The 24,264-nt window shown below is 36.5% G+C and carries 28 protein-coding genes, 1 tRNA gene and 1 pseudogene; 3 read left to right on the forward strand and 27 right to left on the reverse strand.

Annotated features, from left to right (window positions below):
• Position 1: 1 nt before the first annotated feature.
• The 23 genes and pseudogenes from FXF36_RS00800 to FXF36_RS00905 all read right to left on the reverse strand — a co-directional run bounded on the left by FXF36_RS00800 (position 2) and on the right by FXF36_RS00905 (position 18,945).
• Positions 2–1,018 carry a deoxyguanosinetriphosphate triphosphohydrolase gene (locus FXF36_RS00800; protein ID WP_151622015.1) on the reverse strand — a complete coding sequence of 339 codons (1,017 nt, stop codon included), beginning with the start codon at positions 1,016–1,018 and terminating at the stop codon, positions 2–4.
• Positions 1,019–1,323: 305 nt separating this feature from the next.
• Positions 1,324–1,407: transfer RNA gene (locus FXF36_RS00805), tRNA-Leu, on the reverse strand.
• 572 nt (positions 1,408–1,979) lie between these two features.
• Positions 1,980–2,723, reverse strand: coding sequence for a nucleoside/nucleotide kinase family protein (locus FXF36_RS00810; RefSeq protein ID WP_151622016.1), 744 nt, complete (start codon positions 2,721–2,723; stop codon positions 1,980–1,982).
• 204 nt (positions 2,724–2,927) lie between these two features.
• Complete coding sequence (locus FXF36_RS00815) at positions 2,928–3,293, reverse strand: hypothetical protein (RefSeq protein WP_243143545.1); 366 nt, start codon at positions 3,291–3,293, stop codon at positions 2,928–2,930.
• Positions 3,294–3,387: 94 nt separating this feature from the next.
• Positions 3,388–4,230 carry a Cof-type HAD-IIB family hydrolase gene (locus tag FXF36_RS00820; protein ID WP_202880051.1) on the reverse strand — a complete coding sequence of 281 codons (843 nt, stop codon included), beginning with the start codon at positions 4,228–4,230 and terminating at the stop codon, positions 3,388–3,390.
• A gap of 159 nt (positions 4,231–4,389) precedes the next feature.
• A complete protein-coding gene (locus FXF36_RS00825) occupies positions 4,390–5,136 on the reverse strand; it encodes a hypothetical protein (RefSeq protein WP_151622017.1) in 747 nt (248 codons plus the stop codon).
• A gap of 95 nt (positions 5,137–5,231) precedes the next feature.
• Positions 5,232–5,705, reverse strand: coding sequence for a hypothetical protein (locus tag FXF36_RS00830; protein WP_151622018.1), 474 nt, complete (start codon positions 5,703–5,705; stop codon positions 5,232–5,234).
• 330 nt (positions 5,706–6,035) lie between these two features.
• Entirely contained in the window at positions 6,036–6,674 is a 639-nt protein-coding gene (locus FXF36_RS00835) for a class I SAM-dependent methyltransferase (protein ID WP_151622019.1), read from the reverse strand.
• Positions 6,675–6,787: 113 nt separating this feature from the next.
• Entirely contained in the window at positions 6,788–7,354 is a 567-nt protein-coding gene (locus FXF36_RS00840; protein ID WP_243143546.1) for an alpha/beta fold hydrolase, read from the reverse strand.
• A gap of 5 nt (positions 7,355–7,359) precedes the next feature.
• The gene (locus tag FXF36_RS00845; protein ID WP_151622020.1) at positions 7,360–8,268 is read right to left on the reverse strand and encodes an alpha/beta hydrolase; all 909 of its coding nucleotides are present in this window, start codon (positions 8,266–8,268) and stop codon (positions 7,360–7,362) included.
• Positions 8,269–8,278: 10 nt separating this feature from the next.
• A complete protein-coding gene (locus FXF36_RS00850; protein WP_151622021.1) occupies positions 8,279–8,467 on the reverse strand; it encodes a hypothetical protein in 189 nt (62 codons plus the stop codon).
• Positions 8,464–8,742 (reverse strand): helix-turn-helix domain-containing protein, encoded by a 279-nt coding sequence (locus FXF36_RS00855; protein ID WP_151622022.1) that lies wholly within the window; start codon positions 8,740–8,742, stop codon positions 8,464–8,466. The genes FXF36_RS00850 and FXF36_RS00855 overlap by 4 nt, the downstream gene beginning before the upstream one ends.
• Positions 8,743–8,755: 13 nt before the next feature.
• Entirely contained in the window at positions 8,756–10,786 is a 2,031-nt protein-coding gene (feoB, locus tag FXF36_RS00860; protein WP_151622023.1) for a ferrous iron transport protein B, read from the reverse strand.
• Positions 10,783–11,010 (reverse strand): FeoA family protein, encoded by a 228-nt coding sequence (locus FXF36_RS00865; RefSeq protein ID WP_151622024.1) that lies wholly within the window; start codon positions 11,008–11,010, stop codon positions 10,783–10,785. The genes feoB and FXF36_RS00865 overlap by 4 nt, the downstream gene beginning before the upstream one ends.
• 448 nt (positions 11,011–11,458) lie before the next feature.
• Positions 11,459–11,914: pseudogene (locus FXF36_RS00870) on the reverse strand (GNAT family N-acetyltransferase); the annotation flags it as partial.
• Positions 11,915–11,986: 72 nt separating this feature from the next.
• On the reverse strand, positions 11,987–12,262 hold the full coding sequence (locus FXF36_RS16510) for a hypothetical protein (protein WP_243143547.1): 276 nt from the start codon (positions 12,260–12,262) through the stop codon (positions 11,987–11,989).
• Positions 12,263–12,338: 76 nt separating this feature from the next.
• A complete protein-coding gene (locus tag FXF36_RS16515; RefSeq protein WP_243143548.1) occupies positions 12,339–12,554 on the reverse strand; it encodes a hypothetical protein in 216 nt (71 codons plus the stop codon).
• Positions 12,555–13,010: 456 nt separating this feature from the next.
• Complete coding sequence (locus FXF36_RS00880; RefSeq protein ID WP_151622026.1) at positions 13,011–13,460, reverse strand: GNAT family N-acetyltransferase; 450 nt, start codon at positions 13,458–13,460, stop codon at positions 13,011–13,013.
• A 238-nt stretch (positions 13,461–13,698) separates the two neighbouring features.
• Positions 13,699–14,058: a hypothetical protein gene (locus FXF36_RS00885; RefSeq protein ID WP_151622027.1), complete on the reverse strand. Its 360-nt coding sequence runs from the start codon at positions 14,056–14,058 to the stop codon at positions 13,699–13,701.
• Between the two features lie 22 nt (positions 14,059–14,080).
• On the reverse strand, positions 14,081–15,157 hold the full coding sequence (locus FXF36_RS00890) for an aminoglycoside adenylyltransferase domain-containing protein (protein ID WP_151622028.1): 1,077 nt from the start codon (positions 15,155–15,157) through the stop codon (positions 14,081–14,083).
• Positions 15,142–15,729, reverse strand: a complete 588-nt coding sequence (locus FXF36_RS00895) for a GNAT family N-acetyltransferase (protein WP_151622029.1) — start codon at positions 15,727–15,729, stop codon at positions 15,142–15,144. The genes FXF36_RS00890 and FXF36_RS00895 overlap by 16 nt, the downstream gene beginning before the upstream one ends.
• A 751-nt stretch (positions 15,730–16,480) precedes the next feature.
• The gene (locus tag FXF36_RS00900; protein WP_151622030.1) at positions 16,481–17,992 is read right to left on the reverse strand and encodes a hypothetical protein; all 1,512 of its coding nucleotides are present in this window, start codon (positions 17,990–17,992) and stop codon (positions 16,481–16,483) included.
• 32 nt (positions 17,993–18,024) lie between these two features.
• Entirely contained in the window at positions 18,025–18,945 is a 921-nt protein-coding gene (locus tag FXF36_RS00905; protein WP_151622031.1) for an SIR2 family protein, read from the reverse strand.
• Positions 18,946–19,322: 377 nt separating this feature from the next.
• Here FXF36_RS00905 and FXF36_RS00910 point away from each other — a divergent pair, with 377 nt between their 5' ends.
• On the forward strand, positions 19,323–19,868 hold the full coding sequence (locus tag FXF36_RS00910; protein WP_151622032.1) for a hypothetical protein: 546 nt from the start codon (positions 19,323–19,325) through the stop codon (positions 19,866–19,868).
• A gap of 60 nt (positions 19,869–19,928) precedes the next feature.
• On the opposite strand, the gene FXF36_RS00915 is transcribed toward FXF36_RS00910, so the two are convergent.
• The 4 genes from FXF36_RS00915 to FXF36_RS00930 form a co-directional block, all read right to left on the reverse strand.
• Positions 19,929–20,264 carry a type II toxin-antitoxin system RelE/ParE family toxin gene (locus tag FXF36_RS00915; RefSeq protein WP_151622033.1) on the reverse strand — a complete coding sequence of 112 codons (336 nt, stop codon included), beginning with the start codon at positions 20,262–20,264 and terminating at the stop codon, positions 19,929–19,931.
• Positions 20,257–20,451, reverse strand: a complete 195-nt coding sequence (locus tag FXF36_RS00920; protein ID WP_151622034.1) for a hypothetical protein — start codon at positions 20,449–20,451, stop codon at positions 20,257–20,259. The genes FXF36_RS00915 and FXF36_RS00920 overlap by 8 nt, the downstream gene beginning before the upstream one ends.
• 69 nt (positions 20,452–20,520) lie before the next feature.
• Positions 20,521–21,195, reverse strand: coding sequence for a sigma-70 family RNA polymerase sigma factor (locus FXF36_RS00925; RefSeq protein ID WP_151622035.1), 675 nt, complete (start codon positions 21,193–21,195; stop codon positions 20,521–20,523).
• A complete protein-coding gene (locus tag FXF36_RS00930; protein WP_151622036.1) occupies positions 21,195–22,052 on the reverse strand; it encodes a helix-turn-helix domain-containing protein in 858 nt (285 codons plus the stop codon). The genes FXF36_RS00925 and FXF36_RS00930 overlap by 1 nt, the downstream gene beginning before the upstream one ends.
• A gap of 363 nt (positions 22,053–22,415) precedes the next feature.
• On the opposite strand from FXF36_RS00930, the gene FXF36_RS00935 reads away from it, so the two are divergent.
• Positions 22,416–22,775 (forward strand): DUF3847 domain-containing protein, encoded by a 360-nt coding sequence (locus FXF36_RS00935; RefSeq protein WP_151622037.1) that lies wholly within the window; start codon positions 22,416–22,418, stop codon positions 22,773–22,775.
• Positions 22,776–24,257, forward strand: coding sequence for a MobQ family relaxase (gene mobQ / locus FXF36_RS00940; protein WP_151622038.1), 1,482 nt, complete (start codon positions 22,776–22,778; stop codon positions 24,255–24,257).
• Positions 24,258–24,264: the final 7 nt, after the last annotated feature.

The raw sequence follows: 24,264 nt of genomic DNA on the forward strand, positions 1-24,264 counted from the left end.
ATTAAAATCCGTCTACAACCCATGCCTTTGGCATGAAGAATTCATTAAATTTAGTAATACAATACTGGTCTGTCATACCAGAAATATAGTCACAAATAATGCGCTCCTGTGTCTCGCCTTCCTCCTCCATTGCACGATAGCGTGGTGGAAGTTCCTCAAAATGGTATGTATAGTACTCGTAAAGCTCGCGAATCATTCGCTTCGCCTTCACCTCTTCCACCTTTGCCACTGAATCCTTGTAAACATTGGCAAACATGAATTTACGAAGATCCGACATTGCCTCCTCAATCTCTGGAGACATCTTTATCTGAGGACTATCCTGACTTTCGATGATAACATCATGAATAAGCGTGTCCAGACGTAGGGCTGAAGTCATACCAAGAGTCCTTCGAATCTCTATAGGAATATCCTCTTCCTTTAAAATCTGGGCGCGGATAGCATCATCAATATCGCTGTTAACATAGGCAATCTTGTCAGAAAGGCGCACAATCTGCCCCTCAGGTGTAGCTGGCTTGCCACTGGTTCTGTGATTACGAATTCCATCACGAACCTCCCATGTAAGGTTCAATCCCTGGCCGCCCTTTTCCAGCTTTTCCACTATACGAACGCTCTGCTCCGAATGAACAAAACCTGTAGAGCACATAGCATTAAGCTGAGCCTCTCCTGCATGTCCAAACGGGGTGTGGCCCAAATCATGACCAAGCGCAATTGCCTCCACCAAATCCTCATTGAGTCTCAAAGCCTTGGCAATTGTCCTGGCATTCTGTGAAACTTCCAAAGTGTGAGATAATCTGGTTCTGTAGTGATCACCCTGAGGTGTAAGAAAAACCTGAGTTTTATTCTTCAAGCGGCGAAAAGCCTTGCTGTGAAGAATTCTATCTCTATCCCTCTGAAATAGAGGGCGAATGTCACATTGTGGCTCATCCTTCTCGCGGCCACGTGAATTTTCATTGAGTGTGGCATAAGGGCTCAAAGTCTCCCTCTCCATCTGCTCAATCATCTCGCGAATTGTGCCCATTTTAGCCTCCCATACATGTAGCAAACGACACTCCTATAAAACGTATTACGTAGAAAAAAAGGATATCCTTTTTTTATTTGAAATTCTATAAAATTTACGCCAGTCACGAATACAAGCCTTGGTATTGCACCGTAGGGAATGGGACTTGAGTCTCGCCTGCCGGCTCGGTCGGTGCTCCTCGCTTCGCGAGGGTCATCCACTGGATGACCGCACCCCACTCGATATTGCGAGCAATTTCATGAAATTGAGTTATTTCTATCTTCTGCAAAAAAATATCCCTCAGGATAACCTGAGGGATATTTTTATGCAGAAGATGGGACTTGAACCCACACGATATTGCTACCACAGGCACCTGAAGCCTGCGCGTCTGCCAATTCCGCCACTTCTGCGAACATTTAATATTGTATGGAATTATACGTTCCAAGTCAAGCCCGTTTTTATAATAAAAAACGGGCGACACTAATTCGAAATCTCTTGATTCCTAACTAGTGCCGCCCCTGAAATTCGATCCCAATGGACTATACCTCTCATTCAGCTTTATTTTTCATTGTTGCTGTCCATTTGAAAACTTTTAATCAGTGATGGACCTCATAATGAAATTGTCGCGTGTGTTAAAATGTTAAACCTCTGGTGGACCATACCTCCATTTCCTAGATTTTAACAAATAACTTTGGTTTTAAAACTTAAATCTCTGGTGGACCGTACCTCCAATCACTAGATTTTAATAATACAATTAGTTTTAAAACTTAATTCTCTGGTGGTCTTTACCTCCCTTTCTCTTTGCTGTTTTCTATTTTGTAATTATCATTATAGCGTGAGATTTATAAATTGCAAGATAATTTATCCATTTTAATCATATTTGTCAGATAGTTCAAAGTTCGATTTAATGTTTTGGTAAAGATTACGGGTTGTATTTTTGGGAACTCGCATGGGCAAAGGATTGTACATATTATTGAATTATTTATGCCTCAATTCTTAAGGTATCATCTTCCAAAACCTCTAGTGTTAGATCAGCCTTCTTTGATTTTGTGAGACAGGTATGTACATTTGCCATATCCGAAAAGTCCACAAAAGCTGTAGCATCTTCTATTGAGTTTCCACTAGCAGCCTTTCTTTCTATAAGACGTTTTTTCAGATGCTCCTCTTCTGCCGTTATTCTAATTGTGTAGTCCGCAAAGCTTGCCAGTTCATCCCAACCTGTTTCATCCAAAAGCAGATAATTCCCCTCTAGCAACACAATTGGAGCGGATACAGTGATTACATTATCCACTGGATTGTGCAAGGTCCTGTCATAAATTGGCCATCCACAGTTATGTCCTGCTGCAACTTTTTCAATACGTTCCTTAAGAAGAGGCAAATCAAAGGTGATGGGTGCACCCTTGATTTTCACCATAAGCATCTCCTGCCCATCACGAACTGTGGTGTGGCTAGTGAGATATTCCTGTCTTCTGTGGAATCCATCCATGCCAACAGCCTGAAGCTCTGTGATTCCCTCAGTCTCCTTTGCTAGCTTCTCCAAAAATGAAACTAAAGTGCTCTTCCCTGCTCCCGGAGGCGCAGCAAGCATAACAAGGATTCGTCTATTCTTATCCTTTTGAAGCTTTGTCAGACGCTCCAATAATGGAAGGAATATCTCATTGATATTCTCTTCGCTATAATGGGCATCTACATCTAGGCCATTTATGTTAATTTTATAATCTACCATTTCCTCTTCAAAACCCTCTTCTTCACTCCATTAGTCTGGACTTTATTTTGTCCGCTAGACTCTGTTGCAAAATTCCAGTACTTTATTGTAAAAATCCTTATCCTCTTCAAACACACCATGACCATATCCATCAAAAATATACAGTTCACTGTTTGCTATGCCAGCATTTAGCTCATGACAATAGCCTTCTCCCACTATATGTTATTACTTCTTCTTGGCAACAATAAGATATCTGTGGATTGTTCCCTCTACAACTCCGTTTTTATCTATTACTTCCTGCATTTCTAAAAGCTTGTCAAAACATTTATCTACAGAGAATCCTGGGAACTCCCATTCAATGATGTGGGCGAACCAAACGAAGGCACCTATATCGTAAAAACGAATTGGACGATAAGCCTCCTCAGCTCTAACAATTTCAAAACCTGCCTTCTCAAACTTCTCTTTCTGAATAGCTAATGTAAGTTCAGGAAATGGTGCCGGAACTTCCGGTAATACCATCTCTACCAAATCTCTGTCATTATCACCGCCAACCTGTTCTGTGATAAAAATGCCATCCGTGAATATGAGCAATTTTCTCCTCAGCTTCCCATGCTTTTCTTAGTTCGTTAATTCTGTCCGTATTCATATGTCCTCCTCTGAGATTGCCCGCAAGAAGCTATTTCTACTATATCAATCTTAAATACTTAAACGCATTGTATAAACCGTCTTTGTCTACATCATCCGTAACATAGTCTGCAGCTGCCTTACATTCTTCACCGCCAGAGCCCATAGCCACCGAATAACCACAAGCCTCAAACATTGGAATATCAACCTTTGCATCGCCAAACGCTATGGTATCTTCTTTTGTGGCCCCGAGATGCTCAAGTAATACATCCACCGCGCGTTTTTTTGAAATATCTTTTACACCTAAATCTCCAAAGAGTGCTTTCTCACCAGCGCCACCCCAGGTGCCTGCCGTTAAATCAGAGAACTCCATAATGGAATCCAAGTGATCCTGATATGTACTAAGAACGAAGGAAACCTTGTTTACATCTGAGCGATACAAATCTCCATCAAAAATCATATCAGGGAAAATCTGGCGAATAGTTATGTTAGTATCTCTACCTTTGCGAGCTGAATACTCCTGAAGCACTGGTAAAGCATTTTCTTCAAAGTGCTCACTGCCAAAAAGTCCATTATTACTTTCAAGATAAAAATCCAAATTCCGGGAATGGCACCAGTCAACAATATGTTTACACTGCTCTGTTGTTATCAGCTGGTGCATCACCACATTGTCCCCATCCTTAACATATGAACCATTTCCACCAATCATTCCATCCAGCCCAATGTCCCAAATATTCTGATATACCTCTGCCTCACTTCTACCTGTGCAGATATATACTTTGTGGCCGTTTTTACGTGCTTCTCTAATGGCTCTTACAGCACTTTCTGGTAGGTTATTTTCATAATCAACCAAGGTACCATCTACATCTATAAAAATTACTTTTTTCATATTATCTTTATTCATTTCGCTTCTCCAAGAACTTTCGCTTTTTTATGATAATACACTAATGACATATATTGTATATGATTGTCTAAGGAATTGACATAACAAATTTCAAATGGTAGTACCAAGAAAGAGAGTGGCTACTACTAGTAACCACTCCCGTCTTATAATTCTTAGATTTTAGAAAAACCAATACCACATTATGGTATTAAATAAATAATTAGAATACCAATTGTAATAACTGCAACCATATGATGGATACCAGTATGAATTACGATATGAGTGTCTTCTGATTGGAGCATTGTCCTCTACAACATATTTGCTTAAATCAGGACAGATTCCATCTGAATCACCTGTACCATGCCAATAATTTGGACTAGTAGTTTCTTCTGTACCCATAATGCACTTTCCAGTAACCAGATTACGGTCAGTTCTATAAGACAGAGTAATGTTTCCATTGATAGGCTGAGTCTCTTTTTCAAAACTATAACCGCCCTCAAGATATGCTCTGTCTGTGTCAATTGTTCCTATTCCAGAAACGGCTGCTCCACCACCGAGGATATCACGATTACCTGTTAGATTCATGCCAAATCCACCGACTGCAATTACTTTTCCATCGCCATAAATAGTACCATTATTAAGTGTGATTGCATCTCCACCCATAGAAGAAAGCTGAGACTCTCCACCGCCAAATACAGCCAATACAGAACCATCTGGTACAACTAGTTTTCCTTTTACGGCAAGTCCTTTTTGACCTACGCCATAATCAGCAGCTTCATCACCCTTGATATAAACATTTCCTTTTACATAAACAGTTCCATTAGTAACTACTACTGGATTGCTGTTATTGCGATTAATGTCATCTCTCGCTGAATAATTTGTATGCGAAACGATTCTGGCATTTTCTAATGTAGAACCATTCATCATTCTAATCTGACCATTGATTACCGAGCCATGAGTGAATCCAGCATCCTCACCGTAATCAATATAATCTACAGAAAGTGTTCCTCCTCTGCGAACCTCTAATATACCTTCGATAGTAGAAAAAGATTCTTATCATCTTCGACCATAACAGGCTCATCTACTGGAGGTTCCTCTGATGCAGTTCCATTTACGGTAATTGTAAAGCTTTCATCATATGACCACATTCCGTGATAATCTGCCTTAAGATTAACTGTGGCAGTTCCTGGAGAAACAGCCTTTATCTCTGCAGTGGTATATTTATCCCATGAATTACCATCATCAGTAGATTCAATACTAATAATTCCATCATTGTCTGATGTCCATGAGATTTCATAATCACTGTAACCATAAGCACGCTCACCTTGGAGAATGACGGTATCTCCAATTTCAAGAGTGATACTTTCGTGGTTCTTGATGACTCCCTGTTCAGCTGCTGCAACAGTCAAAGTATATGAGTGCGTCGTGCTAAGCATAGCTACCACACCCATAACTGCAACACCTGAGCGAAGTAATTTTAATACCTTTCTTTTCATATATATCCTCTTCCTGGGTACAGTATATTTATTACTCATTTTGAGTAATATGTACCGGCCAAGTTAGTATAGTATAACTTCAGGAAGTTTTCAAGAACTTGCGGTCGTTTTACCAAACTCCACTACCGCTGCCACATCACAGGATGCATACGCCAAAATAAAAAGCGATGCAGAAACAGTAAAACTAGTGCCCTTAGTATGGAAGATATCACTTTTATCATATGGGCTTATCCATTCAGCTGGATTCTGACTACAATGCTATTCATTTGTTTTGGAAGAAAGTGTCTTTTGTCCCTCACTCATGTAATTCTTTAACATTACTCACCTCTACTATTTTCTTGCTACCAAATGCATTCTAAATTTCTCGCATGCCTCTAGGTTATCTATCTTAAGATCTGCGACAGAACAAAACTTTCTAATCTCATCTAATGAATATGCCTTAACATCTCCATGTCCGATTAAGTTTGCAAGTGGCATTTCTGTATGATTCATAAACCAAAGAACGATACTTGGCGCTGTATAATCCTGCAGAATTAGCCTTCCATTTGGTCTTAATACACGCTTCACACTGTTAAAAAATTTCTGTGGATTTGGATAATGATGAAAACTGTTTGAGCATATAATTACATCAAAAGAATTGTCTTCAAATGGTAAATTCTCGCAATCTCCAACAACCCAATCTACACCATTTAAATTCTTTGACTTAGCGACCTCTATCATCCTAGGGGTGATATCTAGACCTGTGTAATGCTTTGTTGAATCCTTTTCATGTAATAAAGAAATCATAGGTCCAGTACCACATCCACAATCTAATAAATCCTGATAATCTTCTTGAGCTAATTCAGATGCTATGTATGGATAATCATCCTTACACATTTCATAAATACCAGCCTGATTCGACTCATAAATATCTGCTGCCTTGGTAAACTCTTTAATTGTTAAGTCCTTATATTCTTCTGCCGTTCTCATAAAACCATCACCTCTTCTAGTAAATAAATTATGCCATCAATATTCTAATAGAAATGGCTTCTAAAATTCTGGCCGCCCTTAAACTGCCACATCCATAAATTCATCTATAGCTTTCAGCACAGGCTCAGAATATTCTTTTTCTCCGAAAAGCCACTGCTCATGTTGCATATCAAACTCTCTAATATCAGGGTCATAAACTTCTCAGCAGTCTCGTCATTCATCAGAAAAAAACTCTTCAATTTTTCTTTAGTCTTATTCCGCTTCTTTTCGCTCTTTGTAAAGCTGGTAAGTAGCGGAACTACAAGCATAGACTGAAGCTTTGCAGCTACTTTTCCACTTTGGTCAAGGTCTGGACTACCAAAAATGGCATGGTCTATATGCACATTTTTTCTCATAACAAGCTGTCCTACAAAGCTGGAACCAAGAGAAGAACCTATAGCACCATCAAGTCTGCCATAGTGATTCTCCCTTATATAATTCTCAATTTTCTCTGTTACAGTTATCATGTCAGGAAATATATCATCACTTCCATCAAAACCATCATAGTTTACACATATAAGATGATATTTTTCAGCAAGCTCCGGTATGACTGTTCCAAAATTTGTCTGCCAATCGCAGCACGTTCCAGGAAGTAGCATAAGCGTCTTTCCTGACATGTTTCCTATTTCTTCAAATTGCATAATATCTAAGCCTCTCTCGCTAATTGAACCATCTGCTCCCACCCCTCTTTTGCTTCTTTTACTATTGGGAACACTGGATAACAATGGAACATTCCTTTTCCTACAATCATATTGTAGCTAACACTATATCGTTTCATTACTCTCTCAAAAGATGGAGCACAAGCATATAAAGTTTCATCAGAACCATATATAAAAGTAACTGGTGGGCAATTTGTAAAGTCACCTTTTTGTAACCAAATCATGTAATCAGGAACTGAATTATCACCATGTCTCATAATATCCACAGCTCTTTTCATATAATCTGCTGGAACCATGACATCCTTTTTTTCAAGTTCAAGCATACGCTTCCATTCTTCCTCTGAATTTACACAAGTACCTGGCGAAAGCGCAATGATATGTGCTGGCATCGGAACATCATTATGTCCATCGTTAATATAAGCTACCAATCCCAGAGCTAAGTTTCCGCCCGAAGATGAACCAAGTATGCTTATATTCTTTTCATCATAATCTTTAAGCATCTCCTTGTATGTTTCGTGTATCATTTCATAGGCTTTTGAAATTGGATAATCTAAACATAAAGGATAATAAGGTATGTACAAATCTAAACCTGTTTCCTTAGCAAATCTAAGTGCTTTTTTTATTGAACCAGCTCTGGGAGCTATAACCATACCACCACCTATGATAAACATATTGGCTCTATTTACTTTTTTCTTATGAATCAATTTCAGAACTTTACATCCCATAACCTGAATTTGACTTATGTTAAATTCATCATCCTGTAAATCAGGAACAGTAATTCTAGCATTTAATTTTCTTTTACTATCAATAAAATCCTCATCATTACCACCAAAATAAAGCTTTTTCAAATTTAAAGCCTTCACCAAAAACTTAAGTATTTCGTATTTTGCACTCATAATATCAACCTCATTTCTCTGCAATCACAGTAATCCAAGGTTTGCTCTCATGATGGTCTGTTTTTATAGCTGAAAAACCAGCGTCTTTTAGTGCTCCTTCAATTTCAGCATGCCCACTGTTCATTCCATTTACCATCATCTGACCTAAAAATCCTTCAGGTTTTCTGGTCTGACTAACAAAATTCTTAAATAATCTCATTTAAAATCCTCCCTTGTAGTAATCTCCCACATCTGTCCCATGTTTTCAAAACCACCATCAGGAAGGCAACCTTTACAGGTGTGCCCTCCCTCTGATGAACAATCTTCACAGCTATTACACCCATGAACATTGAAAATAACCTTCTTGATTATCCCCATGTTTTCCAAATACTCCAGCTGCCTGTTAACATCATCAACAGTTGTGTTCATTTCTAGTGCTAGTAAATCAATCGTTCTGGCATTGCCATCTTTTAATAATTCCAGTAGTTGCTCCACTCAAATCACCTTCTTACCAGATAAGCAAACCAATGTGATAAGCGATAAATGCAAGAATCAATGAAACCACGGTGTAGTAAAGTACGATTCTTCCAGTCCATTTTGCCGAGTGTGTTTCCTGATATGTTGCAGCAAGAGCAACAACACATGGCATATTAAAGGTCATAGCGAAAATAAATGCTAATGCCTCCGGTTTTGAAACATTTGCAAGAAGAACAGAACTCAGACTTCCTGGTCCAGTAATTGCAGCTGTACTGCCTGCACCACTCATTGCATTCGTAAATGCGGTACTATAAGAGCCACCGCTGTATAATGCACTGATAACACCTACTGCTCCTTCCTTACCTACAGCTGAAGCAATATATGATAAGAACAACTGCCATGGCATACCAAATAACTTTGTAACCGGCTCAATAACAACACCAATTGTATAAAGAATTCCACCTGTACCAGATGGTGAATAACTAAGTAACCAGAACACTCCACATACCAAAAGAACAACTCTTGTTACTCTGACGAATGTCTCTTTCGTTCTGCCAAATACATATCTGAAAAGTGCTCCCCACTTCGGCTTATGATAAGGAGGTAGCTCCATAATCATTCCATATCTATCTTCCTTTTGAACAAGCTTTGCACCAAATACTTTTGCAGTAACCCACATATGTAAAAGCATTGTAAGAAGAATAACTACAATGACAAGTACTGCACCTGGCCCAAAGAAAATTGAAGCCAGCATTGGAATAGTAGCCCATGCAGCTCCACATGGTACAGCCCATGCAAGAGCTATAGTAAGAACCTTCTGACCCCAGTTATCAATAACACGAGAACCTGCAGCACCACCCATTGTACAACCAAAGCTAACTAAAAATGGCATCACTGATTTTCCCTGTAATCCAAGCTTTCCCATTGTGTTATCAAACACATATGAGATACGTGCCATAATTCCCACTTCCTCGAGAAGTCCAAACACAAGTGTAACGCCGAAGACAAATCCTAACATTTTAAAAATGTATGAGAAAGACTGAATAATAACATCAGTAACAATAAGTCTTACGAATTCGTGACAGTCGATTGCAATTAATAATGCATTTACAGGACCCTTTAAGGCCAAAACACCTTCCCCCACAAACATAAGTGGAAGGGCCGGAATAAATGAAGCTATAAGTCCAAGTAATACAGTAAGAACAACTGCAAGCTTTCCCCATCTCTTGCTGGTGTAAATTCTATCTAATTTTCCCAGAGATACCTTTTGTGTTTTAGCTTCAACTGCACCTGCAATCACATCATCAATCCATGCGAACTTACATCCACCTACAGCAACAGCGCCCTGCGCATTCCTCTTTATCTCTTCAATAGCCGCAAATGATGCAGCACCTAAAGCCTGCTTTAGCTTTTCGATAACAACCTTGTCATTTTCAAGAACCTTTGTAGCAAGCCACATTGATGAATAACCAGGAATTGTATTCTCAGGAATAAGATTACATATTTCCTGATATCCCCTGATGCTGTCATACTGTTTTTCAAGCTCTGCTACATTTAACTTTGAGCCCTTGCTAAGAGCTTTCTCCAAAGTTTTATAAAAGCCAGTATAAGATTTTAGATCTGTTGCTGAAAATGGAATAACTGGAATTCCAAGCTTCTCTTCAATAGCCTTCGCATCAATTTTCTTTCCCTGATCAGCTGCCACATCTGCCATGTTTAAAAGAAGAAAACATGGTGCATTGATACCAGCATAATCTGCCAGCATAAAAAGACTTCTCTGAAGCTGTGAGCTATCAGCCAAAATGCACACAACATCAGCCTTGCCAGAAGTAATAAAATCTCTTGTAATTACCTCTTCGTCTGAATTGGCAGAAAGGCTGTAGGAACCAGGTAAGTCAGCCACATTATATTCTTTACCTGCGTATGTAAAGGAGCCCTCCTTCTTTTCTACGGTTTTGCCAGGCCAGTTACCTACATGCTGCCTCATACCTGTAAGAGCATTAAATAGAGTTGATTTACCTGAATTTGGTTGTCCCAGAAGTGCTATAGTTGCTGTGCTCACTGTGCCACCTCCTCTACTTGGATACCCTTACATTCATTTCGATTCAAAGCAATCATTGTGTCTCTCGAATAAACAAGCATAGGCCTATTCTTATCATTCTTCACAACGCTCACCTTACATCCAGGAGTAAGTCCAATAGATGTAATTCTGCTCATAAACCTTGTATCACCCTCAACCTGAGTGATAACTGCCTCACGATTCTCTTTTACTTCGTTTAAACTCATACATTTCCTCCTTTTATTAGACTAATCTATTTCGCGTTAGTTCTATCTAACCCTCGTGTAAAATCTACCCCACTATTATTATTTTGTCAACAAGCTTTTCTTTATGAAACATTTACTTCTATCAAAAAGAACGTCCTCTTTTACGAGGACGTTCCATTAAATATAAGTATTCCACTTATGATCTCTGTAAACATAAGCCTGGGCAAGGCTTCGAATTGGATGAGAAACATACTTCAACACTAATTAGTTCTTCAGCCTTAGGTGGCTTCTCTCCTGTGTTTATACTTACTGGCTCTTTTGCATGAACCTGGACTATTCCTATAATCACAAAAATTAATGAAACTAAAAATGAAATTGATAAATAAATTATTGCTGCTGCCAGTCCATTCCTCCGATAATCTTCATGTGTTTCTACACCTATATCTATTTCATCTGAGCTAACAGCTGCTTAAAAAGCAACAGCACAGACTTTTCCTTGTTCTATGGCAATATACCCAAATCCATCTTTTAAGAACTGCTCTGCCGATTTCCAGGAAAATGAAGGGTTAATTCTTCCCTCAATCGCTGATATGTTATTCTCATCAATCAGTTCTATCTGAAAAGAATTAAAATCTTTTGAAGTGTTCATTTCCGCTTTAAGGAAAGAATATTCAGCTCTGGAATCTATCAAAACATCCTTATTCTGAAAGAATTCTATTACATTCTTATCGGATGTAATCAAAACTAATCTTCGTTCACTAGGTGATATGATTTTCTTGTATATTTCTTCAAAAAACTCTTCTGATGGATTACCAGAAACATATCCAAAGCCACAATAATGCCAGAAGAAAACTGCCTCCACAACAGCTCCATCATTCACATAAATATCCCCAGATTGAAAGCCCTCTGCAATGGAACATGGGTATACTGTGTTGGCTGTATTTTCTTTCTTTAGCCCAGGTTATGAAGTTCTTATAATGGCTTTTGGTAATATTTTTCATTTTATTATCTTCCAGTAATCTTTATATAAATAGTGATTCATTGTGCCTTCAATCATAGACTCGCTCTTTTCAAATCCAAACTTTAAAAAGGCATCCATACGCTCTATGCCATAAACTGGAACCTTAGATATTATTTCTGTACATTCAAACAAATCAAATGCAGGTGAAATAATAATTGATAACAATTCATTTATTGTCTCAGCTTTTTCATGATCACTTCTGACATCCAACCTAAGCACTCCAACGTGATTAAAATCATCTTCAACAGTCATATGAAATAGCTCTATAGTTCCAATAGCTTCTTCTGTCTTCTTATCAATAATTGTCCAACGTACAAAGAATTTTTGATTAAAATAATAGAACCAAAAAATCTATAGCCTTATCCATCTTTTCCTTTGTAGGATAATAGAAGTTATCCCCGTGACAGTTATCACTATTGAAAAATGGTAAAGCATTTTTATCACTATATACCTTCAGTAAATCAGTAGAATCTTCTTTAGTAACAAACCTCAGTACAAATCTCTCACTTTCAAAAATTGGACATTCCGCATATACATTACTCATAGTATTCCCCCAGCATTCTCGTTATTCTACAATATCGTATATTTGGTAATTGTGCAATCGTGATTGGACAATTATATCTTCTATAGTGAGGCTTATCTTTTTGGTGACTACGTGGCAAATAATGAAATTCCATATATGGCACGTAGTAAATTCTTGTATTTGAACATAAACCCAAAGTTTAACTCTTATATTATCATTCAAATGTCCATAACGCCAAAGATAAACAACGCTTCTTAATATATCGAGTATAAGTTTATGGACACTCACGAAAAAACTACGTGGTAATTTCCCAAAAATGACAATAATGACGTAGCAGATCCAAAGGAAGGCGGGCCTTGAACAGTTCTGTCAGTCCAGAAACCCGCTAAGAAAGGAGGTTCTGACACCGTCTCCCGAAAGGGAACCCTTGAAGTTCACCCAGAATACGGTATACTACAGCAATATTTAATGTATATGTTACATAGATATATCTAGTGTAAGCTCAATTTCATCATCGTCTACCACACCTGTCTCTATAAAACCTATATTTCGATACAATGCCAGTGCAGTCTTGTTATCTTTATTGCAAGTTAGTGTAACTCTAATCGAATTTCCAAATGGCTTTGTGCTTATATATGCTAGAATCTGCTCAAGAGCTGCTTTCCCATAACCTTTTCCTTGATGCTTTTCATCAATCATCATATGCCAGATGTTGTATTCTGGAATGTCATAATCATAAATTACCATAACATATCCAACCATAATGTCATCATCATAAATTCCAAATGGCTGACATTGGTCTCTATAAACATAAGCCTGTGCCAGACTTCGAATTGGATGGGAAACGAACTTGTCCTGACCATGTCCCAACTTAAGATTAAATGCATCAATAAAATTTTCTTCTGAGATTTTTCTAAGATTAATCATAAGATTCCTCCATAAAATTAAAATAATTGATTGGTAACAAAAGTCTTGTATGAATATCTTATGAAGGAATGGCAAAAAAATACCGTGGCTAATAAACCACGGTACAGTAGAATTCTTATTTTAGAAATGCCGAGGTTTTCAATAGATATTCAGATTTTGTATTTTTCTTGCTATTCATCATAATTGAACACCTCACTTTCCTGTAATTTATGTATCCATCATACATTTTTGAAAATGTTTATGCAACATCTTTTATAATAAGCTTTTTCTTAAGAAGGATGTGGTCTATCTCAAGCCAAGCTATTTCGCCAATTATTGCCACAGCAAATAGGATTAATGATAGCTTAGTATTATCAATCATTATTTGAGATATTCCAAACAAAACCAACGTTAAAAATAATAAGCATCCATATACAATAAAATTTCTACCATGTTTACGATTCCATTCTGTGACACTAACCAACTCTTCTGCCTTAGGAGGTTTTTCTCCTGTATTTATACTTACTGGCTCTTTTGCATGAACCTGGACTATCCCTATAATCACAAAAATTAATGAAACTAAAAATGAAATTGATAAATAAATTATTGCTGCTGCCATAATTATTCCCCCTATTCTTGTGTTATCTTAAAAGCTCACCTTCAAAGTATTGTTCCTGAAACTCAATTGCAGACAAAATGTCTTCATCCGAATAATCGGTACCATCCAATGAAACAATCCATTTGTCCTCATTATCATTAGTTCTATGATAAACAGCAATGACTTTTCCTTCAAATATCTTTAAAGGCTCGTTTGTGCCAAACACATAAACATCCTGCTCCTCGCCATCAGCAGCAAAAACACCATCAACATACCCATAGTTAATTGGATAAATCATGCCTGGATAATTGGGATGAGTAGAACCTAATGGACGGTCGATATGCCCTTTTACGGTAGTTCCAATTATCTCGCAGGACTTTTGAATTTCTTCAAGCATATAAGCAGAGTATTTTTGAGCAAGCGTTTCATCATAAGTAACAGCTTCATTGTGGATATATTCATCTAATGCTGCCAATATAAGTGTATGAAACTCTGTTGGAATATGGTTAAGTGCCCATTCTCCACCTTCCTTTTTTGAAAGTACCAATCCCTCTTTCTTGTAGGCTAACACTCTTGCAAGATTAAGAACGATATACATTGTATTTTCAAGAATATCATCCTTGGCATCAACTATGTCTTCCCATATTGAATCCAAATAATCTTCTTTAGGCACAGGCGCAAACGCTTCATCAATTGACAAACCGTATAGGCACTTACCTCTGTTAGTAATGATTGTAAAGTGAGCTGCTAAATCTTTATCTGTACCCTTCATCTTTTGAATATAATCATTAGGATTTGATTTATACCAATCTAGAGTTCCTATGGAAAAGTGCAAATCAAAAGGGGTGGGATAAACAAAAGGCTTGCAAACATTCCTAGAAACAATACTCATCTCAATTCCTTTTGCAGGGCCCAATTTGTTGAGTTTCACAACCATATCCATGAATTGTTTTTTTACAGGATCCTCAATGGATCCTTTTACCACTACAATTAAATCCAAATCACTTTTATCTGGATTGAAGCATCCCATCACAGCAGAACCATGTAGATAAATTCCTACCAGATTGTCTTTCAATATTTCTTTTGCGTTTTCAACAAAGTTGTCTAGAAGTTTTTCCATTGTTTCCCCTTTATAATCTTCCAGTAATCTTTATACAAGTAATGATCCATTGTGCCTTCAAGTAAAGTCTCACTCTTTTCAAATCCATACTTCGAGAAAGCATCCATTCGCTCTATGGCATAAACTGGGACCTTAGAAATTATTTCTGTACACTCAAATAAATCATATGATGGCAGAATAATAATTGATAGCAATTCATTTATTGTCTCAGCTTTTTCATAATCACTTCTGACATCCAACCTAAGCACTCCAACGTGATTAAAATCATCTTCAGCAGTCCTATGAAATAGCTCTATAGTTCCAATAGCTTCTTCTGTCTTCTTATCAATAATTGTCCAACGTACAAAGAATTTTTGATTATAAGAATATAGCCAAAAATCTATAGCCTTATCCATCTTTTCTTTTGTAGGATAATAGAAGTTATCCCCGTGACAGTTATCACTATTGAAAAATGGTAAAGCATTTTTATCACTATAAACCTTCAGTAAATCAGTAGCATCTTCTTGTGTCACAAACCTCAGTAAAAACCTATCATTTTCAAGAACTGGACATTCTTCATATACGTTACTCATAGTATTCCTCCCAAACATTCTCGTTATTCTACAATATAGTATATTTGGTAATTGTGCAATCGCGATTGGACAATTATATCTCCTATAGTGAGGCTTATCTTTTTGATGACTACGTGGCAAATAATAAGATTTCATATATGGCACGTAGTAAATTCTTGTATTTGAACATAAACCCAAAGTTTAACTCTTATATTATCATTCAAATGTCCATAACGCCAAAGATGAACAACGTTTCTTAATATATCGAGTATAAGTTTATGGACACTCATAAAAAAACTACGTGATAATCCCTCCAAAATGACAATAAGGACGTAGCTGATTCAAAGGAAGGCGGGGTGAGATATGGAAATGAAAATAGCATTGCTAAATGATATTTTCGTTTCCCACGGCGCACATCCGCCACGAAGTGGCATAGAATATGTGCGCCTTCCCGTGGCTGAACCGACCGACGAAGGCACTTGTGCCGAGGAGACCTTGAAGTCCGGGCTTCAAGGAACTCATCGGCACATTTAAAAGAGAGTAACCAGTTAATTGGTTGTATATATTTTAAAGTTTTATATAACAAAAAAGAGCAATCAATTGCTTGGTTACTCTCTTTTAAAGGATGCGGAAGGCGGGACTTGAACAGTTCTGTCAGTCCAGAAACCCGCTAAGAAAGGAGGTTCTGACACCGTCTCCCGAAAGGGAACCCCATAGGGAACCCCTCAATAAAAATATCTTTTTAATAATATCAACATCACACAGGTAGCTTTTATAAAGCGACCATAAATCCTAATGCATCTGTGAGTTCGGCATTCTTTTTTGAATAAAACGCAGTAACAGCGGTATTGTAGGCTGTCTGATTAGTATTTGCGATAATATCGTTTAATTTGCTTATCTCTACTACCTCAAGTGAGTTATTAACTAACAGTTGGCCATTAATCATATCTAATGAATCATTTGCCGTCTTAATTTCATTAAATATATAGTACTGATTTTCCTTTATTTGATCTAGTGATGTCAGTATCTTATCTAGTTTATTGATTACAATATCTGACCTGCTTTCTAGTTCATATAGATTATACGTACCATCAGGTCCTTCTAATTCAGTACATCTGCCAGCTAACAAATAATCACAAAAGCTTGATAATGCAACATAACTTCTATATTTACCATAAATAACACCATAACTATAGAGTTTTATTTGAGCCTTTATGATATCTCTTAATAAGTGCAATATATATTCCTGTTCATATTGTATGCTTTCATTTTTAATAGCACACTCTGAGTTAGCAATCAAATCATTTATCTTTGAATAAAAATTTGTTTGAATATCTTTTACTTCTTCAATTAGTTTTTCCTTAGGATATCGTAAATCATATTCTTCAATGGCTCTGTCTCTAGCCTCTTTTTTTCGTTTCTCGCATTCCTCTAAATAGTCATCCAATTCAGTATAAAACTTCGTCATATCTTGGTCAAAATAATCTTTTGCTCTCCTGTACTCAAGAAGTTGTTCGTCGTGCCGTCTCCGTAAACGCTCATTTTCTGCAATGATTTTTTTTCTATTAAATAGACCAGGTTTTCGCGTATAAGGGCTCTCTGGAGGGGTCAAAGAAAATGAAGGTTTTGTAGGTTTTTTTGGTTTTTTCACGCTATCTTCAATATCTTTTAGATACTTTTCTTTATTCTGTTGAATATTCTCTAATTCTACCTTAAGATTATTCTCTCTAGATATAATCTGTTTCTTTGCATCTTCAAAGCTTTTAATAATAGCTTTTTCTCTCTCTTCCTCTAATTCTGAATATCTTTTTTCGAGTGAATAAATTATTGTTTCCAATTTTACGATATGCTGAATGTATTTTATTAATTTATTCTTATCATTCTTAATTGTATCAACATTATATTCTATATCAGGCAGTGCCTCCTCTGAGCGAATACGTGAGAGAGCAGAACTTATAGTTTCGTCGATGTGTTCTCTCTCTAGTAATGATATTACAGTCATGAACATTTTATTTATAGTGTAGTATTTACGTCTGTCGCTTCCAATTGACGTATTAAAAAAAAAGGGATCTAAAATAGCTGTTATTATTGATACGGTCTCTGGACGAAAACTTTTGACGCCTACTGCCTCAAACACATCATCTCCTGCATGTTTCCCTGGGTTTTTCATTAGGAAATAAATAATTTTAAAATAATCTTCTAGAAAGCTCTGGCTAATAATCTCGGTCTTAAAATTATTATTTAAGATTGTTAAAAAATATTGTTTTGACATATCAAAATCCATAAACTAATTGCCTCCCAATAAATCCATATCTCTCAATTATTTTCAATTGATGTCATGATATCTGTTTTTATATCATCTATTATTTTCCTGTACATAGTGGCATAATCATTCCCACAAACAGGATAAAACTGATAATTGCAATTCATTGCAGTTAACAATATTTCTTGAGGGCAGCTATCATCATCATTTCCATCAAAATAGGCCTTAAAGAATCCATGTTTTGCATTTTCTCTTGCTTTTCTTTCAATTGCCCACCATATATCAAATTCAGAAACGTCGAGACCAAATCCCACAGACCATACATTGCCAATAAGGAAATAATCAAGCCAGCATTTACATCTATACTTTGTTTTGTCTTGCTGACATTCAAGTAACTGATTTCCTAAGTCCTTATTATAGTTTGTAAGTAAACTCAATGACTTAGCATAACTGTAATAACTAAGTATCATTGAGTGTTTACGTTCTTTTTCTCCGTGAATGTGAAAAACAGGAATTGTCTTTCCAGACATTGTTTCTATTGCATTGCATATAAAAGTATTGTGATTTACCTTTGTATTTCCATCCAATGCAGTAAATGCTTTTTTCCTAGCATAAGAAGTAAAGGGCTTCTTTGATAATTCCGATTCTATTTCATATGTGTAGTTAGTTGTAAGAATAGCATCAAACGGTAAACTTAATAGTTCCTGCAAAAGTGGGTGTATACTAGAAATGGTTTCTATGTTATCCGCAACACGTCGTTGTATGTCCTCAACATCTATACCGCAAAGAGCCTCTGGCTGCATCGCATAGGGAACTTTATTAACGTTTGGCTTAGCATTCTTATTACTTATACTAGCCAATAAGTCGTCCCAGCTTGTTGAAGAATCTGATAATTTGAGCATTCCATTACCTAGAAGCAAGATGTTGGGCCTTTCTATTGTATTTACCTCAAAAATTCGACTTTTCTTTGACATACAAGTACCTTTTTTCACTAATATAAATTTTGAGAATCATTATATCTTGGTATCTAAAAGAATATAAACGACATTGTTATACAATGACTAAATTATATAATAACATGCATTTGTGTAACTTATATGAAAATAAAATCCATGTTGCTACCCAGTAAGGACAATGTCACTCCATTACATTATTTTAACGGATTAATCACAATACTGTGGTATCATCTCCTTGAAAATAAATCGTTGGGTGAAATACCATATATTTAGCTAGAGTATTATAAGAATTGTCAAGAACTGGTTTCAAAAATTCGACAATAATTATAAGAACGTGTAGTATGACCAGGTTAATATATGAAGATATCTGTCTAATAAGAGCGAGGTGTATTATAATGCAAAGAACAAAAAGATTAATAAGATATATGATAGTTAGTACACTGGCTGTTTTTTTTGTTGCTTGTAGCAGTAATAAGGAAGTAGAACTTACGGAATCAAATGTTACAAAGTATCTTAATTTTGAAGTAATATCATCAAGCAAAGGAAATAATATTATCGGACACCCTGTTATGGAGCAAACAATTACAATAACCCCAGTGCGAGATGGAACATTTAATAATACTGTTATATTTATGAGGTGTTATGGGATCGATTATAATTGGGAAGTACTGAATAGTGATCCCAATATAGAACAATGCACAGTCGAAGACTTTATGGAAGGAAAAACATATATAAAAATTGAGTTGCCTACTGATGGAAACTATAATAAAACAATTAAATGCACAGGTCTGTCTGGGTTAGCTACTGTGCCTGAATCAGTACGTGGAAATGATTTGTTTGATAAAAATGGCAATAATGAATTTTCAAAGGCGGAAATAGATTTTTTTGAAATGTTTGAAGAAGGTATGCATGTTGTAACAGGAACATTTGTACCAAACTAAAAGCATTTAGCCTTTAGATGTTAACAAAGGCATTCCTTACAAAAGGAATGCCTTTGCCTCTTAATCAAATGTATAGCTTGTTGTTTCTCTAAGAATCTTTTGCCAATCACGTTCATGGCGTAAAACTCTAACAACATAGATTTTCTTTTCTATATCATCAACAAAGTAGAAAATGATGGAAGGTTTAAATACCTTCTTTAGAATAAGCTTGCCACGATAGTAAATACCAGTACCTCGATTGTGCTTGAATTTCCAGCTAAGTTCTGAAAGAACATCCTGTATTTCGTCATCAAACTGTTCTGCTCGTTCAAAACCAAATCGAAGTTCAATATACTCAGAGATATCGGCGATATCATAAATAGACTCACGCGACAACTTGACTTCAAAATTATCCATTAGCTGCAACTCCCATATTCATTCGTGCAGCTCTACGTTCTTTTCTGATTCTTCGAACTTCTTCCATGGCTTGATCAAGTGGTAATGTTCTACCAGCTTCAATATCCTCTAAGCCCCTATCAAGCATACGAAGCAGGCTAGGATCAACTTCTGATGCGTCCTGAATAGTAATGTTAGAATCTACCATTTTCACTGCCTCCTTATTATTTCTTGTACATATTATATCAAAAAAACTTGTTTTCGTCATTTAGCAATTCTATACGATTTTACCATCATTCATACCATCCCGTAGCGTAGATAAAGCTTGGTCTTCAATTATCTTAATGTACTTTTCTGTCAGATGGAAGTACGCAGCGGTTTCGCTGATACTCTTGCATTCTAATGCTCCCAAACCATAGTGATAAGCAAGTAGCCTTCTTTGACGAGGTGGCAAAAGTTTTAATCGATTATACATTTTCTCAAGCATAACATGAAGTACAGCAAGCCTAGCGGTAGGGTTGAACTCACCGGTTGAAACGGTCTCTGTTATGTGAACATCATACTCATTGCTAGAATAGTCCTCATCTAGGAACACCAAATTCATCCCAGATTCAATAATTCTATTCTCAAAAGCCGATATACCTTTTCTACACAAGTCTGTCATAGCATTTTTGACGATTGTATAAGCATAGGTGGAGAATTTAATGTTGTTTGATTCATCATATGTCTGTGCAGCTCGAAGCATTGCAATACGACCTTCTTGGATGATATCATCCTTTTCAATTCCACCCCAGTGATTCAAATCTAAATCATAGGCAACTTCCATACTGCCAGCTAATCCAACAATTAGAGCTTCATTTTCCATCAAAAGTTGATTCTCAGCTAACAAGTCATTATTCTTTATCAGGCTACAAAGTTTTCTATTGTGCTGGTCTTTATCAATATTTTCCATTACATTTCTTTCCCTATATCCATAAGTGTAGGTGCTATCTGGGTAATAGCTAACTCAACACGCGCTTTATCCTCTGGAGAGAGTGTAGATACATTCTCAACAGAAATATTCATCGCATTAATGATTATTTCCTTCTTTTGTTCTTCTGGTAAATCCTTTATATTTGGAACTTTAGCAACCTCTGATTTCACCGCTTCAAGAATGTCATAATAAATAACTTGTTGTTGCTTTTGGTATTCACTAACTTCTTCAGTTATCTTATTATGAATTTCTTTTACAGCCCCCATAAGTTGTCTTTGGATTCTATCGAACTCGTATGTATTAGCAGGAACTTTTGCGTGTTTAAATTGTTTCTTTAAATCAACGATATCTTTATCATCCTTTGGAAGCTCACCAGTATTTTGATATTCCAAAATCATATCATAATTGTAATCCATGAGGGCGTTCTGAGCCTTTAACAAATCAGAAACAGCACCAGAAAAATAAGTTGCCATCATCTTTGTTGCTACAGCGAACTTATTGTTGATAAGAAGTTCATTGATAACTCTAGCATCTACTTTTCCTGTATATAGATTTTTTGCAGCTTCAACACTTAAGCCTAGTTCACTTATGTCGTAATAAGTCTTTTCAGGTGTATTTGAAATTCCAAGAATGTAATCCGCCGATACATCATACAGTTCAGCAAGTTTAACCAATATATCACTGCTAATGGTTTTAGTAGAGCCATTTTCAATTCTACCGTATCTAGTTCGATCTACACCGATGGCATCTGCTAGTTTATTTCTGCTTGCATAGCCATGTTCTTCTCTTAGTTCTCTTAATCTTTCTTGTAAATTTCCAGGTAATCGTTCACTCATCAATACAATTCTCCCATAAAAATATCTTTAAAAATCATAGCATAGCTGATGCAAATTTGCATCAAAATCACATTTCGTTTTCTAATTAAAAGCTAAAAACTGCAATATCCTAGCAAAACAGAGGTAAAGCTATTTTTCCTCGTAATATAAAGTAGAAGGATGAAAATCCACCGTCATAGCGCTTTTCAAATCCCTTACTTTTAAGTAAGGGCGCACTTCTATACCTCTTCAAGAGGTATGTGCGTTTTGCGTTGCAAAAGTCTTCCTGGCTTCGCCGATTTGCGTTCGCTGTCGCTCCGGGATTGCAAGCAATCGAAAAAGCTGTGACACAACATATTTTTTATTTTGAAAGGAGTTTTATTTATGGAAAAACTGAATGAACAGGAAGTAACTAACACTTTCGTTACTCCACCAAAGCTTACTAAAGCAAGAAGAGATTTAGAGAAAGCTACTACATCTTATGAAAAATCAATCAAAAGGTGTGAGCGTTTTCAGCATGAACTCACAAAGCTTGAGAACAAAGCTAAGCAACAAAGTAAACAAGAACGTAAGCGAAGAACTCACAGACTTTGCACAAGAGCAGGTCACATAGAATCTTTGCTTCCAGAAACAAAAGAGCTAACAGATAACCAATTCATGGCAGTCTATGATGCTCTTTTTTCTATTCCAGCAATTCAGAAAAAAGTTGCAGAACTCATCTGCAAGGTAAAGGAGGAATACTAAATGGCACTATATCACTTTCATGTTACGCAAGTTAGTCGTGGTAAAGGGCAAAGTGCAACAGCAACAGATGCGTACATCACAGGCGAGAGGATTCATGATGATTACTATGGAAAGATTCATGATTACACAAAGAAGGAAGGTGTCCTATTCAAAGAACTGTTGCTTCCAGACTATGCACCTGAAAGACTTCGTGATAGAGAAACACTTTTCAACGAAATTGAAAGAATCGAAAAGCATCCTAAAGCTCAGCTTTGCTATAACTTCAATTTTGCGCTTCAAAATGAATTAACCTATGAAGAAAATCTTGAGATAGCCCAGAGGTTTATAAAAGAAAACTTTCTAGCAAAAGGAATGATTGTAGACTATGCAGTTCATAATCCTGATAGAGATGGTGGCATCCCTAATCCTCATGTACACATGTTAATCCCTATCAGACCGCTTAATAAAGATGGAACCTGGGGTGAAAAGCAAAAGCGCGAATATCTCCTGGATGAAAATGGTGAGCGTATAAAAAAAACGAACGGTAAGTATGTTTTCAATGCGGTCCCAACAACAGACTGGGGTTCTCCTGAAACACTTAATGCCTGGCGCAAAGCTTATGCGGATATATTTAATAAAGCTTTTGAGGACAAAGGACTAAGCTGTAAGATTGATAATCGTTCTTATGCTGAACAAGGGCTTGATATTCTACCAACAGTCCATGAAGGACCTCATGTAAGAGCTATGGAAGCTAAAGGCATTAGAACTGAGATTGGTGATGAGAATCGAAGGATAAAAGCATTCAATGAAATGATTACAAAGCTTTCTACTAACTTACAGGATTTATTTGAATGGCTTTCTGATTTCTTGAAAAGCTGTCATAAGCAAAAGATTTATGTTCCTTCACTTGGAGAGCTTGTTAACGATTACTATAGCAAGCGAAATGACAATGCTTGGAGCAGAAAAGGAAAAACTAAAAATCTAAAAGCTCATGCAAAGACAATTCTATTTCTAACTCAAAATAATATTTCATCTATGGAGGAACTAACAAGTTTTGTTCGTAAAGCCTACAGAGATTCAGATGAATTATCAACAGATATTTCACGCATAGATGATCGAATTAAAGATATTAAAAAAGCCTTTAGATATCTGGAAATGTATGCAAAGTACAAACCAGTTTATGACAAACAATTCACTTTCAAATTGAAGAGGAATCATCAGAAATATAAAGATGAGCATTGTGACGAATTGAACCGATACCACCTAGCAAAGCGAATGCTTGATAACTTTTGGTGTGGTCAACAGCCTAATTGGTCAGTGTTAAAGAATGAATTGGTAGCTCTTGAAAAGAAAAGAACTGATATAGCGCTTATATACGACAAATGTCATGATACCGCGGTTGAAGCTTATCAGATTAAAAAGATTGCAGAAGAAATGATGAGAATGCAACAAGAAGATGTTCACGTTGTTACAAGAAAACGTAATCACGATATGGAAAGATAAGGAGGAT

The organism is Pseudobutyrivibrio xylanivorans (assembly GCF_008935055.1).
Lineage (GTDB): Bacteria > Bacillota > Clostridia > Lachnospirales > Lachnospiraceae > Pseudobutyrivibrio > Pseudobutyrivibrio xylanivorans_A.

Bases quoted from the DNA above. Each gene is read 5' to 3' on its own strand.
- FXF36_RS00800 (WP_151622015.1), bottom strand. From the start codon at position 1,018: ATGGGCACAATTCGCGAGATGATTGAGCAGATGGAGAGGGAGACTTTG.
- FXF36_RS00810 (WP_151622016.1), bottom strand. From the start codon at position 2,723: ATGGTAGATTATAAAATTAACATAAATGGCCTAGATGTAGATGCCCAT.
- FXF36_RS00820 (WP_202880051.1), bottom strand. From the start codon at position 4,230: ATGAATAAAGATAATATGAAAAAAGTAATTTTTATAGATGTAGATGGT.
- FXF36_RS00825 (WP_151622017.1), bottom strand. From the start codon at position 5,136: ATGATGAATGGTTCTACATTAGAAAATGCCAGAATCGTTTCGCATACA.
- FXF36_RS00830 (WP_151622018.1), bottom strand. From the start codon at position 5,705: ATGAAAAGAAAGGTATTAAAATTACTTCGCTCAGGTGTTGCAGTTATG.
- FXF36_RS00835 (WP_151622019.1), bottom strand. From the start codon at position 6,674: ATGAGAACGGCAGAAGAATATAAGGACTTAACAATTAAAGAGTTTACC.
- FXF36_RS00840 (WP_243143546.1), bottom strand. From the start codon at position 7,354: ATGCAATTTGAAGAAATAGGAAACATGTCAGGAAAGACGCTTATGCTA.
- FXF36_RS00845 (WP_151622020.1), bottom strand. From the start codon at position 8,268: ATGAGTGCAAAATACGAAATACTTAAGTTTTTGGTGAAGGCTTTAAAT.
- FXF36_RS00850 (WP_151622021.1), bottom strand. From the start codon at position 8,467: ATGAGATTATTTAAGAATTTTGTTAGTCAGACCAGAAAACCTGAAGGA.
- FXF36_RS00865 (WP_151622024.1), bottom strand. From the start codon at position 11,010: ATGAGTTTAAACGAAGTAAAAGAGAATCGTGAGGCAGTTATCACTCAG.
- FXF36_RS16510 (WP_243143547.1), bottom strand. From the start codon at position 12,262: ATGACTGTTGAAGATGATTTTAATCACGTTGGAGTGCTTAGGTTGGAT.
- FXF36_RS16515 (WP_243143548.1), bottom strand. From the start codon at position 12,554: ATGAGTAATGTATATGCGGAATGTCCAATTTTTGAAAGTGAGAGATTT.
- FXF36_RS00880 (WP_151622026.1), bottom strand. From the start codon at position 13,460: ATGATTAATCTTAGAAAAATCTCAGAAGAAAATTTTATTGATGCATTT.
- FXF36_RS00885 (WP_151622027.1), bottom strand. From the start codon at position 14,058: ATGGCAGCAGCAATAATTTATTTATCAATTTCATTTTTAGTTTCATTA.
- FXF36_RS00890 (WP_151622028.1), bottom strand. From the start codon at position 15,157: ATGGAAAAACTTCTAGACAACTTTGTTGAAAACGCAAAAGAAATATTG.
- FXF36_RS00895 (WP_151622029.1), bottom strand. From the start codon at position 15,729: ATGAGTAACGTATATGAAGAATGTCCAGTTCTTGAAAATGATAGGTTT.
- FXF36_RS00900 (WP_151622030.1), bottom strand. From the start codon at position 17,992: ATGGATTTTGATATGTCAAAACAATATTTTTTAACAATCTTAAATAAT.
- FXF36_RS00905 (WP_151622031.1), bottom strand. From the start codon at position 18,945: ATGTCAAAGAAAAGTCGAATTTTTGAGGTAAATACAATAGAAAGGCCC.
- FXF36_RS00910 (WP_151622032.1), top strand. From the start codon at position 19,323: ATGCAAAGAACAAAAAGATTAATAAGATATATGATAGTTAGTACACTG.
- FXF36_RS00915 (WP_151622033.1), bottom strand. From the start codon at position 20,264: ATGGATAATTTTGAAGTCAAGTTGTCGCGTGAGTCTATTTATGATATC.
- FXF36_RS00920 (WP_151622034.1), bottom strand. From the start codon at position 20,451: ATGGTAGATTCTAACATTACTATTCAGGACGCATCAGAAGTTGATCCT.
- FXF36_RS00925 (WP_151622035.1), bottom strand. From the start codon at position 21,195: ATGGAAAATATTGATAAAGACCAGCACAATAGAAAACTTTGTAGCCTG.
- FXF36_RS00930 (WP_151622036.1), bottom strand. From the start codon at position 22,052: ATGAGTGAACGATTACCTGGAAATTTACAAGAAAGATTAAGAGAACTA.
- FXF36_RS00935 (WP_151622037.1), top strand. From the start codon at position 22,416: ATGGAAAAACTGAATGAACAGGAAGTAACTAACACTTTCGTTACTCCA.
- mobQ (WP_151622038.1), top strand. From the start codon at position 22,776: ATGGCACTATATCACTTTCATGTTACGCAAGTTAGTCGTGGTAAAGGG.